This window comes from Streptomyces sp. NPDC006923 (genome assembly GCF_040635655.1).
In the GTDB taxonomy this organism is placed as follows: Bacteria; Actinomycetota; Actinomycetes; order Streptomycetales; family Streptomycetaceae; genus Streptomyces.
Genome location: NZ_JBEYIF010000010.1, coordinates 135,592 through 149,415, shown reverse-complemented (window position 1 = coordinate 149,415; position 13,824 = coordinate 135,592). Strand labels below are relative to the sequence as shown.

Sequence of the window (13,824 nt, the reverse complement as noted above, 5' to 3'; positions counted from 1 at the left end):
CTGGCCGCTACCGCGTGCCGAGTTCGCAGCCTGGGTGTGCCGCACCCCGCCTGGAAAGCGTCAATGCCCCTGTTCCTGTGGTCGGATTGACCGTTGTCGCTCAGTAACGGCGGCGGTAATTCAGTTACATCACCAGGGAGTTCCCCGTGAAGGCTTTCGTCCTCGAAGACTTCGGCTTGAAGAATCTGAAACAGCGCACGGTGCCGACCCCGGAACCAGGGCCCGGTCAGATCCTGGTGAGGGTCTCCGCGGTTTCCCTGAACTTCCGCGACCGCGCCGTCGCGGAGGGCTACTACACCCCGGAGAAAATGCCGCGGAACCTCATCCCCGTGTCGGACGCCGCGGGGACGGTGAGCGCCGTCGGCACGGGAGTGAGCCGGTTCTCCGTCGGCGACCGGGTGATCTCGCACTACGCGTCACGCTGGCTGGACGGGACTCCGCCCCGCGACCTGGGCGACTTCACCCTCGGCGGGCCGCTCGACGGCGGCCTCGCCGAATACCTGCTGCTCGACCAGGACGGCGCGGTCGCCACGCCGCCGACGCTCAGCGACGAAGAGGCGTCCACGCTGCCCATCGCCGCGCTGACCGCGTGGTTCGCGCTGTTCGAGCGCGGCGGGCTGGAGCCCGGGCAGACCGTGCTGGTGCAGGGGACCGGCGGTGTCTCCGTCGCCGCGGCGCAGCTCGCCTCGGCCGCCGGGGCCCGTGTCATCGCCACGTCGAGCGACGACGGCAGGCTGGCCAGGATGCGGGAACTCGGCGCCACCGAGGTGATCAACTACCGGACCGCGCCCGACTGGGCGGCCGCCGCCGTCGAGCTCACCGGCGGGAATGGCGTCGACCAGGTGCTCGACGTGGCCGGCGGCAGCAGCCTGAACCGGTCGGTGTCCGCCACACGCCCGGACGGACACGTCTCCGTCATCGGCTTCCTGGAGTCGATGACCGCCTCCCTGGACCTCATGCCGCTCCTGTACGGGCAGACCCGTATCACCGGCATCGCCACCGGCCACCGGCGCGCCTTCGAGGAGCTGGCCGCCTTCGTCGAGGCCCAAGGCATCAAGCCGGTCATCGACACCGTCTACGGTTTCGACGACGCGCCGCAGGCGTTCGAGCGGCTCGGTCAGGGCGCGTTCGGGAAGATCGTCGTCCGCGTCGGCTGACCGCCGGCCGCTCGATGGGAGGCGCACGGTTCCGGAGCCGTGCGCCTCCGGTCGTGCGCCCGCGCCCGACCGGTAAAATGGACGACCCGCCCCAGCAGGGCGACGTCCGTCGGAGACGCATGGTGAGCATGACTGCCAACAGGAAGACCAACGAGCTCGGAGAATTTCTGCGGGCACGGCGCATCACCACGGATCCGGATCCCCTGGTGATGACCGGGGGCCGGCGGCGCACACCGGGAATGCGCCGCGAGGAGGTGGCCGCGCTCGCCGGGGTCAGCAAGGACTACTACACCCGGCTGGAGCAGGGACGCGAACGGCACCCTTCGGAGCAGGTGCTCGACGCCCTGGCCTGTGTCCTGCGGCTCGACACCGAGGCCCGCGTCCACCTGCGAGGTCTGGCCCGGCTCCGCGGCGGCGCCCGGTTCCGGCAGGAGTGGAGCGAGGAGGTCAGCCCCCACCTCCTGCGGCTGATGAGCGGCTGGACGGACACTCCCGCGATGGTGCTGAGCCGCTGTCTGTACGTGCTCGCGGCGAACGACCTCACCAGGGCCCTCTTCTCGCCGATGGAGCCCGGCGACAGCCTGCTGCGTTTTGTCTTCCTCTCCCCCGCCTCCCGCGAGTTCTACACCGAGTGGGAGAGGGTGGCACGCAATGGCGTCGGGTCCCTGCGGGCCGCGGCCGGTGTCGATCCGGAGGACGAACGGCTCGTGTCGCTCGTGGCGGAACTCTCGGCGGGGAGCGCGGACTTCCGGAGGCTGTGGAACAGCCACGACGTACGCGCCAAGACATGGTCGGACAAGAGTTTCCACCACCCCGTGGTCGGGGACCTGACCCTGACCTACGAGACGTTCAGCGTGAACAGCGCCCCGGGCCAGCAGCTTCTCGTCTACCAGGCCGAGCCGGGCAGCCCCTCGGAACACGCGCTGCGGCTGCTGGACAGCCTCGCCGGGCGGGAGCCCTCACCCGTGGGGCCGCTGACCGCCGCGGCCCCTCGGGGAAGTCACGCTCCGGGGGAAGGCTGACCTGCCGGTTCACCTCACCGCGGCAGGCCCATGACCAGGCCCCCGTCGATCACGACGTCCTGGCCCACGATGTAGCGGGACCGCGGCGACAGGAGGAAGCCGACGGTGTGTGCGATGTCCTCCGGCGTCCCGTTGTGCCCGGCCGGGACCGCGGCGGCGGTGGCCTCCCGCCCGGCCTCGCCCGGCACGAACAAGTCGTACATCGGCGTCCTGATATAGCCGGGACTCACCGAGTTCACGCGGATTCCCTCGTGCGCGAGATCGGTCCCGAGGGAGCGGGCGAGATTGTGGACGGCCGCCTTGGTGGCCGCGTAGACCGCCGCCGGGACCATGCCCCGGTGCAGGGTCCAGGAGGCGTTGAGGACGATCGAACCGCCGCCCGCCTGCCGCAGCAGCGGAAGGGCCTTCTTCACCGTGAAGAAGACACCCTTGAAATTCACCGCCACCAGTTCGTCGAAATCGTCCTCGTCGGTGTCGTGGATGGTCTTGAAGATGCCGGAGCCCGCGTTGGCGAAAAGGCCGTCGAGCCGGCCGTACCGCTCTCCGATCTCGCGCATGAGCGTGTCGACGCCCGCGAGATCCGCAGCGTCCGTCCGCACCGGCAGCAGCCGGGAACCCCGGTCGGAGACGTCTTCGAGCTGTTCGCAGGCCGTCATCAGCCGCTCGTTGTCCCGCCCCGTCACCACCACCCGGGCTCCGCTCTCCAGAAGATGGCGCACCGTGGCAAGACCGATACCGCTCGTGCCGCCGGTCACGAGCAGCACCGCATCGGTGAGACCGCTCTGCCGGGTGTCCGTCCGCGTCGATGTCATAGCGCTACGCCTTTCTTCACGCTTCCGCCCGGCCCGGCGGCCGCCGGATTCTGCCGGAACTTGTTTTCCATTGCTCGGGATTGCTCGTGATCGCTTGGGAGCGATTGCTCAGAAAAGGCCCGCGTGGGATCCTCACCGGTTTCCCAGGAGACGCCCAGCCGCTGGCGGGAGAGCCGCCAGCCGTCCGCCGTACGGACGAATTCCCAGGCGTACGGTCCGCCCATGGCGTACGGCCGGTCGCGCAGGTGCGGTTCGGGTACCGCGACGAACCACATGTAGCCGATCCCGGTCGCCGTGTCGCCGACGACGTCGAATTCCATGTTGAGGATGTGGTGCTGCATCGAGTCGTAGGGGGCCTCCGCCTCGCTCACCACTCGGAGGATCTCTTCCCGGCCCCGGATCGGCGGCCACGGACCGAATTCCATCAGCGCGTGGTCGGTCCAGCAGGCGATCCACGTTTCCCAGTCCCTGGCGTCCAAGGCGCGCCAGCCACGGATCATCAAGGAACGCAATCGCTCCTTGTCCTCCAGACGGCGCAGGCGGGCCATCAGGCCGTCCCGGCTCTCGCCGGTGACGGCCGGCTGCTCGAAGGTCGCGGACATGGGTCTCTCCCTGGAATAGGCCGGTCGGATTCAGGGCGGTGCGCCGCCCTGAATCCCTGACATCGACCCTAGAAAGATCCCCTTCGCCCAACCAGGACGTAATACGGCCAGGCTGACCTCGATCTTGCATGAGCCTTCGTTGAATGTCGGCGGGGGCTTTTTGCCTGCCGAGGTTCGGGTTGTTCTGGTGGACGACTGACGCTTGCCTGTCATGTGTGACGGATTCCGTCATGTTTCCTGAGATTCTTGATCACGAGGCCGCTGGGGCGGGGTGCCCCGCCTACCCGGTGGGTGATCCCGCGTTCCACTGCTGCGAGGAGCTACTTCATCGTGCGACCGCCTTGATCGCGTCAGCGATCTCGGGCACCAGCTTCTCGTAGGCCCCGCGCGTCAGATGGATACCATCGTCGTCGTACGCCGCCGGCGCGAGTGTTCCGGTTATCGCCCCTACATCCAGTGCGATGCCGCCGGATGCCTTGACCAACTCGGCCAGAATCCCGCTGAAGCCCCGGATCCGAGGGTTGACCTCATCAGCTGTGCAGGGGGCGAAAGCGCGGAGCAGGTCACGCGGTAGAAGGGCGATCCACCGTCCTCCGCTTTCCAGTTCCCGGGACAGGTTCTCGCGGAAGGCTGCCGGGGAACTGCCGTAGGGCGGGTGGCTGTCGCTGCTTCCGATCGACACCACGACCGCCTCATAGTCCCGCACTGTCCGGTCGCCGATCTGGTGGCGAAGGGATCCGGACCATGCGCCTCCTGCGGCTCGGCACTCGACGTCGGCGCCGAACGCTCGCGGCACCAAGTCGGGGAGTTCGTAGTACAGGCGAGCGAGATTGCTGTCACCTACAAGAAGGACCGTCATCTGAACATCCTTGGGCCGGTCGGTCTCACTGGACGACTGCAGCTTGCCTCTCATACATGACGGTTTCCGTCAGGTTTTCTGAGATTCTTGATCCCGTGACGTCGGATCGTTTCTTCTCACTGCTGATGGCGCTGCAGTCTCGGGAGACCATGACGACCGCCGATCTGGCGGCGCACGTCGGTGTGTCGGTCCGTACCGTCCTGCGAGATCTGCAGTGGCTACAAGAGGCGGGCTTCCCGCTGCTGATCCGACGAGGCCGTTGGGGCGGGGTGACCCTTCTCTCCGGTGGGTTGCTCGACACGTCACGGCTCACCCCCAGCGAACGGGACCATCTCGCGCTCTACGGCCTCGACGACATGCAGCGCGAGCAACTGGGAGCCGCGGCCGACACCCAGCGCGCGCGCCAGAAGATGCGATCGCCCCTGCGCCTGTCGAACACCGATGTGCTGCCCTTGAGCGCGGTCGTGACCACCGACAACAGACCGTGGTTCTCCAGAGACACCGAGGGACTGCCTCCGGCAGCGCTGGTGGGTGACCTGCGGCGCGGTGTGCGGTTGCGTATCCGCTACCGCCGATCCGAGGACATCGAGGCCACCTGGCGGGTCATAGACCCGTATGGGCTACTGGCCAAAGCCGGGAGGTGGTATCTCGTGGCCGACTCCGCGGGCCGTCCTCGACTTCACGCGCTGGAACGGATCGTCGACTGGGAGCCGATTCAGGCAGCTCGTCGAATGCGTCCGGACGTGACCCTGGAAAGCGTCGCAAGCGAACTGACGGCCCACTGGGAGAACGCGGAAGCCTTCCGGATCCACGCCGAACTTGACTCGAACCAACTCAGTCGAGCGAGGCGCATCCTCGGCCGCCGCTTGACCGTTCGGGACACCGCAGGAACGCAACGAGTACGCATCACGGTCACCGCTCGGGACGTGGAGGACGTTCGCCTGCTCCTGCAGTTCGGCAACAGCGTCACCGTCACCGGCCCCGCGGAAGCCCGCGAGCGCATCCGGGAAATCGCTGCACAAATCCTTCAGAAGTACTCCTAGCCGAGAATTCCACGTCGCCGCGTCCCGCTACCTGGCCTGTCCGCCCACCCCACCCGCCGCTGCCGGCCGCCGTGGGCGAGTCCCCCGACGACGGCATCCACATCGACGGCCGGCCGGCTCTCTCAGCGCACCGCCGGGACAGGGGGCAGGTCCTCCGGCAGCAGTGTGGTCAGCGCCTCCAGATCCGGGGCACCGACGCCGGCGAGGCGGCCGGCCTGACGGGTCATCATGGCCTCGATGAGCTGCCGCGCCAGTCGGGCGTTGCCGAACGACCGGCCGCGCGGCAGACCGTCCAGATGGACGCGCAGGGCGGCCAGGGTCTCCGGCGCGCATTCGTAGCCGGCGGTCGCGGTCTGCTCCCGGATGATGGCGAGCAGTTCGTCCGTCGAGTAGTTCTCGAACTCCACCTGCCGGGAGAAGCGTGAGGCCAGACCCGGGTTGGAGTCGAGGAAACGGCCCATCTCGTCCGGGTAGCCGGCGGCGATGACAACGACCTCGTCCCGGTGGTCCTCCATCAGCTTCAGCAGTGTGTCGACCGCCTCCCGGCCGAAGTCCTGGGGGGAGTTCTCCGGGGTCAGTGTGTATGCCTCGTCGATGAACAGCACACCGCCGATGGCCTTCTCGAAGGCTTCGGTGGTCAGTTGCGCGGTGTGGCCGATGTAGCGGCCCACCAGGTCGGCACGGGCCACCTCCACGAGCTGGCCGCGCGGCAGGATACGGAAGGAGCGCAGCAGGTCCGCGTAGAGCCGTGCGACCGTTGTCTTGCCGGTTCCCGGCGGACCGGAGAAGACCAGGTGGTGACTGATCCGGGGCGTGGGCAGCCCGACCGCCTCGCGCTGCCGGTAGGTGGTGAGCAGGTCGACGATGCCCCCGACCTCGCGTTTGACGGCTTCAAGCCCCACCATGGAGCGGAACTTGGCGAGTATGTCGGAGTCTTCCGCGGCGTCGCCGTCACCGGACCGGACCTGGGCGGCCTCCTCGTCGCCGACGTCCTCGGGGAGGATCAGCATCAGGTCGGCCTCGCTCGCGTCCGGGAGGGAACCCAGCCGGTAGGACTGCCGGTCGACCATCTCCTCGAAGACACGCCGGGCCGCGCGTCCGTTGCCGAATGTGGCGTCGCGGCGCATCTGGGAGAAGCGCAGGTGAAGCGCCTGGCGTGCCAGTGGGTCGAGAACGTAGCTGTGACTGGTGGACATGTTCTCCGTGATGGTGATGAGTTCGTCCACGGAGTAGTTGTCGAATTCGATGGTGCGGGTGAAGCGGGACGACAGGCCGGGGTTGGCCGCGAGGAAATCCTGCATCTCCTTGGAGTAGCCGGCGGCGATGACGACGGCTTCGTCGCGATGGTCCTCGATGAGTTTGACGAGGGTGTCGATGGCCTCCTGCCCGAAGTCGGCGCCGGACCCCTTGCTGTCGGAGAGCAGGGTGTATGCCTCGTCGATGAACAGCACACCGCCGAGGGCCCTTTCGAAGGCTTCCGTCGTCTTGATGGCCGTGCCGCCGATGACCTGGGCGACCAGGTCGGACCGCGACACCTCGACGATGTGTCCGGAGGGCAGCATGTCCAGGCTCGCGAGAATGGCGCCGTAGAGCCGGGCCACCGTCGTCTTGCCGGTGCCGGGCGGACCGGCGAAGACGATGTGCCGGCTCATCGGCGGTGCGGGGATGCCGAGCTGGGCGCGGCGCTGGGTGAGGCGGCCGAGGCTGATGAGTGTGTTGACCTGGTGCTTGACGCCCGCCAGACCGACCAGTGAGTCCAGCTCCGCGAACGGGCCTTCGGGCGCCGGGGCGGTCTCGGGCGCCGGGGTGTTCTCCTTGTCCGAACCGCCGCCGCCCGGTCCGTCCGCGCCCGCGCCGCCCTCCGCGGGCTCCGCGCCCGGCCAGGAGTCCGCGACCTTGTTGTCCGAGCTGGTGAGACCGTCCACGGTGAACCGCGTGCCGGGCTTGGAGTGGCGTAGCCCCGCACCCTGGTTGGAGCGCACGGTGCACGCGGTGACGGAGATCTGTTCGGCACTGTCGAAGCGCATGCCGTCACCGGTGTTGCCGCTCAGTTCGCAGCCGTTGAGAGTGGCCCTGCCGCCGGCCGAGACCAGCACACCATGGGCGCTCGATCCGGTGACCCTGGTCCGGACGAGGGAGATGTCGCCGCTGTCCTCGACGGCCACACCGGAGCCGGCGCTGCCGGTCACCTCGCAGTCGCGCAGCGAGCCAAGACCGCCCTTGCCGATGGAGACGCCGGCCTTGCCCGCCGCACGGAAGGCGGAATTGCCGATGTGCGGATTGCCGTTGCTCTCGGTACGCAGTCCGGCGCCGATGGTGCTCTCGATCTCGCAGTCCTCGAACCTGCCCCTGCCTTCGTCCGTGACCAGCACACCGGGGCCGCGGGAGCCGGTGACCCGCAGGTGGCGCAGCAGCGGGTTGGCGCCGGAGCGCACGGCGACGCCGACACCGCGCGCGCCGGAGACGTCCAGCCGGTCGAACTCGGCTCCGGACTCCTCGGTCAGCAGCACACCGATGCCTTCGCTGTCGCTGACCTTGGTGCCGGTGAGGACCGGGGTGCTGGACTCACTGATGTGGATGGCCGTCTGGGCCGCCGTCGTGAAGGCGCAGTCGGTGAACTGTCCCCGGGCCCGGCCGGTGACGAGGAGTCCGCTGCCGCGGGTGCGTTCGGTGGCGCAGCGGGTCAGGTGGGGATCCGAGCGGTTGGCCAGGACGATTCCATGGCCGGTGGTGTCGCGGACACGCACGTCCTCCAGGAGCGTGCGAGCCGCACTCGCGAGGTAGAGGCCGATCAGCGAGGTGTGGACCGTGGTACGGAGTACGGCGACGCTGGAGTCGCCCTCCAGGGCCACGGCGGGTTTGTCGGTCGACGATATCTCGCAGTCCTCTATGGAGCCCTTGGACTGTCCGTTGGCGAGGACGCCGTTGCCGCGGGCGTCGCGCAGTTTGCTGCCGCGTACGGTGGCCCGGCCGTTCTCGCTGATGACGACGGCGGACGTGCCGAGGTGCTCGATGACGCAGCCCTCAAGGACACTGCCGACGGAGCCCGCCTCGACAACGCCCGCTCCGACCGGGTTGCTGACGCGACAGCCGCGCATCGCCAGCGAGCCGTTGTTACGGCTGAGCAGCGCGGTCCAGCCGGTGCCGAGGATCTCGCAGCCGTCCAGCGCGACCTGCCCCCGCGCGGCGTCGACCACGGGCAGGTCGCCCTCGCCGCCGCGCAGAACCAGGTCCGTGAGCATGACGGCATCGGCCGCCAGGGTGATGGCGCTGCCCGAACGAGGAGCGATCTCCACGGAGCCGCGGGGCCCGTCGGCGACGATGGTGGCCCGGCTCTGCACGGTGAGGCTCTCGCTGTACGAGCCGGGACGGACGCGGATCACCGCGCCGGAGCGGGCTCGCGCGAGAGCCTCACCGATCGTCGGGTACTCGCCGGTGCCGTCCTTGCCGACGGTCAAAATCTGGCGTGCCACGCCCGGTCCTCCTCAGTCCTGGTGCTGCCTGCCCGACTTGAACCACCAAGTACGGCACGGCAGTGGCCATTCTGCCCCGCGCGGGACGGCAACCACCCATCCTGGCCCGCGGCGCCCGGCCTGCTCTCGGACGCGGTCTGTGCTGCGGGAACGGCCGGCCGGATGAGACTTTCAGAGGATACTCAACAGTTGGCACGCGGGGTCGGCCCGGCGTGGCACCGCCGGTTCGACATAACCCGACAGGTCCGACAGGTCCGGCCGGATACCGGCCGGCAGCGGCCTCAGGCTCCGTACACCGTGACCCTGGGGGCGCCCCCTCGGGCGATCTCCAGGACGTGCCGCTCCGGCAGCGTCGTCCACTCCGGTTCCGGGTGGGGCCATCCGGTGGAGGCGACGACGGTCCTGTTCCCGTGCTGACGGTAGTGCAGACCGAAATAGCCCGCGCCCCGGCGCTGGATGACTTCGGAGCCCGCGTCGTGCTCGGTGTAGGCGAGCAGTGCGGTGGGCGTCAGCAACAGGCAGTTCAGACTGGCGAAGCCGGTGGTCAGGGAGCGCAGGTCGTCGGCGGTCTGGATGAGGGCCTTGGCCGGTGAGAGGCCGTCATTCATCCGGCGGCGGACGGCGAGGGAGAAGCGCTCGCTGTCCGTGTCCCCCTCGGCCAGGGTGAGAAGCTCGGGCCCGATCACGCCGTCGAGACTGGTGTAGGGGGTGAAGTCCCCGTTGTGGGCGAAGGCGGTCTCCGCGTCGCCGAACGGATGAGTGTTGGCCATGGTGACCGGGAAGCCTTCGCTGGCCATCCGCAGGTGCAGCAGCGCCGCGTCCGTGGTGCAGGACGTCAGGAGCGGGCGCAGCCGGGTGCTCCTTTCGGCGCTGGCGGGCTCCTTGACGGACTCGACGGCGCCGCCCCGGGAGCGGAAGGCGAAGCCCCAGCCGTGGCTGTGCTCGCACGCCAGCGCCAGGAACGGATCGAGATCATCGCTCAGCAGATCGCTGACCGGCGCGGGTTCTCCGGCGACTACGCCCAGAAGTCGACACATGGGGCTCTCTTCTCTTCTCTGTACGGGCATCGGCACGGCAGGGCGCCGGGCAGATCACGGCTCGCCTCGCTGAGAGGTCACTGTTTTCGCGCAGCACGGACCGGCCGGTGGCCGGACGGGTGGGGACGGACCGGGGGAAGGTGCCGCCGGCACCGGCGGGGAGCTGACAGCGCGCCTGGCTCACGGCGTCCGGCGCGCACGCGGCGTGGTCGGAGTCAGCCCCGTACGTCCTGTACGAGACCGCTCCTCCGCCGTGCGATCACACGCACCGGACGCTGTGGGCCCCGCCCCGCGGGCGGACGAGGCCACTGCTCACACGCGCCTCAGGGGCGGCGGCGCCTGCGGGCGCCGCCGAGCCGGCGCTCCAGCCGGTTCGCCGCGGATGCCAGCGCCACATTGACGAGGACGAAGACAAACGCCACGACGAGATAGCTCTGGACGATCGTGTGATTGAACTCGCCCAGCACCTTGGCCGAGTTGAGGAGTTCGAGAAAGCTGACGGCATAGCCCAGCGTGCTGTCCTTCAGCAGCCGGACGAGCTGGCTGACCAGGGCCGGTGCGGTCTGTCTGACCGCCTGGGGCAGCACGACGAGTCGCATCGTGGTCCAGTGGCCCAGCCCCAGCGCATGCCCGGCCTCGGTCTGTCCGGGCGGCAGTGCCCGGACGCCGGCGCGGAAGATCTCCGCGAACACCGCCGCGTTGGTGAGGACGATCGGCCAGACGAGCTGCCAGAACAGCGACAGCTTGACGCCGGTGCTCGGCAGTCCCAGCAGGAACGCGTAGATGAGCAGCAGCAGCGGGACCGCCCGCATCAGCTCGACATAGACACTCGCGGGCCACCGCAGGAACCGCGTCCCGGACAGCCGCGCAAGGGCCAGCAGCGCCCCGAGGGGCAGTGCTATGGCACCGCTGACCAGGGTGACCTTGACGGTTGCCCAGAGGCCGGTCAGCAGGTACCGGATGACGGGCCACTGGGCGAAGAGGCGCCACTTGTCCGCCTCGAGCTGCCCCTTGACCGCGAACTGGCCAATCGCGACGGCGATCAGCGCGGCCATCAGGAGCAGGGAGACCGCTGTGGCCACGGCGACCCGCCGCCGCCCACGCGGGCCCGGTGTGTCGAAGAGCGGTACGTCGTCCTCCTCCGCCCTGGCCATCAGCGCGGCAAGCCCGCGTACGGGGCCGCTCCGTTTTCCGGACCCGGCGGGCTGCTTCGCGGTGTACTCGGCCGGCTTTGCCAACGACGTGGTCATCGCAGCACCACCAGCCTGCGCTCCAGAAGCGCGGCCAGCCGACCGATCGCCAGGGTGAGCACGACGTAGCAGGCAGCCGCCGCACCAAAGGTGATCAGGGGTTTCGCGTACTGCTGGTCGAGCAACTGGGTCTGGCCCGTCAGTTCCTGGGTGACACCGACGGCCGCCGCCAGTGAGGAGTTGAGCATCACCGCGATCAGCAGGGACGCCAGCGGCTGGATGATCGAGCGCAGCGCCTGCGGGAGAACGATGAGCCGCACCACCTGTCCGAAGGTGAAGCCGAGCGCCCTGGCCGCCTCGATCTGGCCGAGGGGAACGGCACGGGCGCCCGAGCGCAGCGTCTCGCAGAAGAACGCCGCCCAGTACAGGCTCATGGCCGTCACCACGGTCCAGAAGAGCGAGTAGACCAGCCCGACTTCCGGCAGTCCGAACACGAACAGGGTGAGCAGGACGAGGAGCGGGACGCTTCGTACCGTGGATACGTAGAACCTGCCGAACAGACGCAGCGGTGTCACGGGGCTGATCCTGAACACAGCGAGGACAAGCCCGAGGAGACCCGCGAGAACGAAGGTCGATCCGCTGATCTCCAGGGAGACCAGCAGGCCGTGACCGAATACGTCCAGGTTGGATGTGATGACGCCCATCGGCGGTCAGCCGATCTTCGGTGGGGTGGGAACCGCGCCGGGCACCTGGGTGCCGAGGGTCGCCTTCCACACCTTGCCCCAGGTGCCGTCCGCCTCGATCTTCCGCAGCCAGTCGTTGACGAACTTCTTGAAGTCGGGCTTGTCGAGGGGCAGGCCGATCCCGTAGGCCTCCTTGCTGAAGGTCTCGGACAGGACCTTGACGTCCGGGTTGGTGGTGGCGTTTCCGGCGAGCACGCCCTGGTCGAGCACATAGGCGTCGGCCCGGCCCTGCCTGAGCGCCTGCAGGCACTCGGTGTTCGTCTCGAAGAGCTGGATCCGGGCGGTGGGCACCTGGGCCTTGATGGTCCTGGCCGCGGTCGAGCCCGACTCGGTGACGACGGTTTTGCCGGCGAGGTCCTTCAGCGTGGTGATGTCGGTGTTGTCCTTCTTGACCTGGATCGACAGGCCGTCCAGGTAGTAGGGACCCGCGAAGTTGATGACCTTCGCGCGCTCCGGGGTGATGGTGTAGGTGGCGAACACCGTGTCGACGGAGTGGTTTCTCAGCAGCGCTTCCCGCGTCTGGGCCGTGACATTGACCAGCTCCGTCTCGGGCTTGCCGATGATGTACTGCGCCAGCAGCCGGGACAGTGCGGCGTCAAACCCGTCGACCTTGCCGGTCGTCGGGTTGAGAAGCGAGAACAGCGCCGCGGTCTGCGTGCCGCCGACAAGGAGCTTCCCGCGCTTCTTGATCTCCGCCGCGGTGGAGCCGGCCGGCATCAGCGACGCGTCGGCCGGCTTCTGGGCGGCTATCAGCGAGTCGATGACCGCGGCGCTGTCGGCGGGCGCGGCGCCGGCCCGGGCCCCGGGTGCGCCCGGGACTTTCGCCGTGGAGGACGAGGATCCCGAGCACGCGGCCGTCAGGGCCGTGGCCGCGACGATCGCGACGAGGGCGCCGGCGCGCCTTCTGGTGGCGGCGGTCTTCAGTGCTGCTGTGATGGTCATGGGTTCTCCGGCAGGGGAAGCGGATCGGGCACGATGAGGGGAAGCGCCGCCGCTCCGACAGGGTGACGTCCGCGGAGCGGCGGCGCTGGGGAAGGGCCCGCGCGGGTCGCGGGAGAGAAGGACCCGGGGGCCCGTGGCACAGGGGGACGTGCCGGCCGGGGGTGTGGCCGACGACGCCCGGTTCAGTGACGAAGCACCTTGGAGAGGAAGTCGGCGGCACGTTCGTGCCGGGGGGCGGCGAAGAATTCGGCGGGCGGCGCCGTCTCCAGGATCCGGCCGGCGTCCATGAACACGACGCGGTCGGCGGCCTGTTGCGCGAATCCCATCTCGTGCGTGACGACGATCATCGTCATGCCTTCCGCGGCGAGTTCGACGAGCACCTCCAGCACTTCCTGGATCATCTCCGGGTCGAGCGCGGAGGTCGGCTCGTCGAAGAGCAGTACCTTCGGATCCATCGCGAGGGCCCGGGCGATCGCGACCCGCTGCTGCTGGCCGCCGGACAGCTCGGCCGGGAGTGCGTCGGCCTTGTCGGCGAGGCCCACCCTGGCGAGAAGACTCAGCGCACGCTCCCGGGCCTCCGCCCGGGACAGGCCCCGCACCTTGACGGGTGCGAGCGTGAGGTTCTGCAACACCGTCAGGTGGGCGAAGAGATTGAACGACTGGAAGACCATGCCGGCGTCGGCCCGCAGCCGGGCGAGCTCACGGCCCTCCTCGGGCAGCGGTACGCCGTCGATGGTGATGGTGCCCGAGGTCGTCGTCTCCAGGCGGTTGACGCAACGGCAGAGGGTGGACTTGCCCGAGCCCGAGGGACCCACGATCACCACCACCTCGCCCGGCGCGACATCCAGGTCGATGTGGTGCAGTACCTGGGTGTCGCCGAAGTGCTTGTCAACGCCGCGGATCTGTACCAGGGGGCGGCGGCCGGCTTCGGCGGTGGTGGTCAC

12 protein-coding genes are annotated in these 13,824 nt (G+C 69.0%); 3 read left to right on the top strand and 9 right to left on the bottom strand.

From position 1 onward, the window contains the following. Positions 1-146: 146 nt before the first annotated feature. Together ABZ707_RS21320 and ABZ707_RS21315 are read left to right on the top strand one after the other, a co-directional pair. Complete coding sequence (locus ABZ707_RS21320; protein WP_360177046.1) at positions 147-1,157, top strand: NAD(P)-dependent alcohol dehydrogenase; 1,011 nt, start codon at positions 147-149, stop codon at positions 1,155-1,157. Between the two features lie 128 nt (positions 1,158-1,285). After that, positions 1,286-2,179 carry a helix-turn-helix transcriptional regulator gene (locus tag ABZ707_RS21315; RefSeq protein WP_360177043.1) on the top strand — a complete coding sequence of 298 codons (894 nt, stop codon included), beginning with the start codon at positions 1,286-1,288 and terminating at the stop codon, positions 2,177-2,179. Between the two features lie 14 nt (positions 2,180-2,193). Here ABZ707_RS21315 and ABZ707_RS21310 read toward each other — a convergent pair whose 3' ends face one another. The 3 genes from ABZ707_RS21310 to ABZ707_RS21300 all read right to left on the bottom strand — a co-directional run bounded on the left by ABZ707_RS21310 (position 2,194) and on the right by ABZ707_RS21300 (position 4,506). Continuing rightward, the gene (locus ABZ707_RS21310; RefSeq protein WP_360177040.1) at positions 2,194-2,991 is read right to left on the bottom strand and encodes an SDR family oxidoreductase; all 798 of its coding nucleotides are present in this window, start codon (positions 2,989-2,991) and stop codon (positions 2,194-2,196) included. Continuing rightward, positions 2,988-3,593, bottom strand: a complete 606-nt coding sequence (locus ABZ707_RS21305) for a nuclear transport factor 2 family protein (RefSeq protein ID WP_360177037.1) — start codon at positions 3,591-3,593, stop codon at positions 2,988-2,990. Before ABZ707_RS21305 ends, ABZ707_RS21310 begins: the two co-directional genes overlap by 4 nt. 325 nt (positions 3,594-3,918) lie before the next feature. Further along, positions 3,919-4,506: an SGNH/GDSL hydrolase family protein gene (locus ABZ707_RS21300; protein ID WP_360177034.1), complete on the bottom strand. Its 588-nt coding sequence runs from the start codon at positions 4,504-4,506 to the stop codon at positions 3,919-3,921. Positions 4,507-4,508: 2 nt separating this feature from the next. On the opposite strand from ABZ707_RS21300, the gene ABZ707_RS21295 reads away from it, so the two are divergent. Continuing rightward, positions 4,509-5,495: a WYL domain-containing protein gene (locus ABZ707_RS21295; RefSeq protein ID WP_360177031.1), complete on the top strand. Its 987-nt coding sequence runs from the start codon at positions 4,509-4,511 to the stop codon at positions 5,493-5,495. Between the two features lie 122 nt (positions 5,496-5,617). Here the strand turns inward: ABZ707_RS21295 and ABZ707_RS21290 are convergent, their stop codons facing one another. From ABZ707_RS21290 to ABZ707_RS21265, 6 genes are all read right to left on the bottom strand, one after another. Next, positions 5,618-8,968: a right-handed parallel beta-helix repeat-containing protein gene (locus ABZ707_RS21290; protein WP_360177028.1), complete on the bottom strand. Its 3,351-nt coding sequence runs from the start codon at positions 8,966-8,968 to the stop codon at positions 5,618-5,620. A 281-nt stretch (positions 8,969-9,249) separates the two neighbouring features. Next, entirely contained in the window at positions 9,250-10,005 is a 756-nt protein-coding gene (locus ABZ707_RS21285) for a class II glutamine amidotransferase (protein ID WP_360177025.1), read from the bottom strand. Positions 10,006-10,328: 323 nt separating this feature from the next. Continuing rightward, positions 10,329-11,255, bottom strand: coding sequence for an ABC transporter permease subunit (locus tag ABZ707_RS21280; RefSeq protein WP_360177022.1), 927 nt, complete (start codon positions 11,253-11,255; stop codon positions 10,329-10,331). Next, positions 11,252-11,899: an amino acid ABC transporter permease gene (locus tag ABZ707_RS21275; RefSeq protein WP_360177019.1), complete on the bottom strand. Its 648-nt coding sequence runs from the start codon at positions 11,897-11,899 to the stop codon at positions 11,252-11,254. Before ABZ707_RS21275 ends, ABZ707_RS21280 begins: the two co-directional genes overlap by 4 nt. 6 nt (positions 11,900-11,905) lie before the next feature. Beyond that, positions 11,906-12,880 (bottom strand): glutamate ABC transporter substrate-binding protein, encoded by a 975-nt coding sequence (locus ABZ707_RS21270; protein ID WP_360177016.1) that lies wholly within the window; start codon positions 12,878-12,880, stop codon positions 11,906-11,908. A gap of 182 nt (positions 12,881-13,062) precedes the next feature. Then, on the bottom strand, positions 13,063-13,824 hold the full coding sequence (locus ABZ707_RS21265; protein WP_360177013.1) for an amino acid ABC transporter ATP-binding protein: 762 nt from the start codon (positions 13,822-13,824) through the stop codon (positions 13,063-13,065).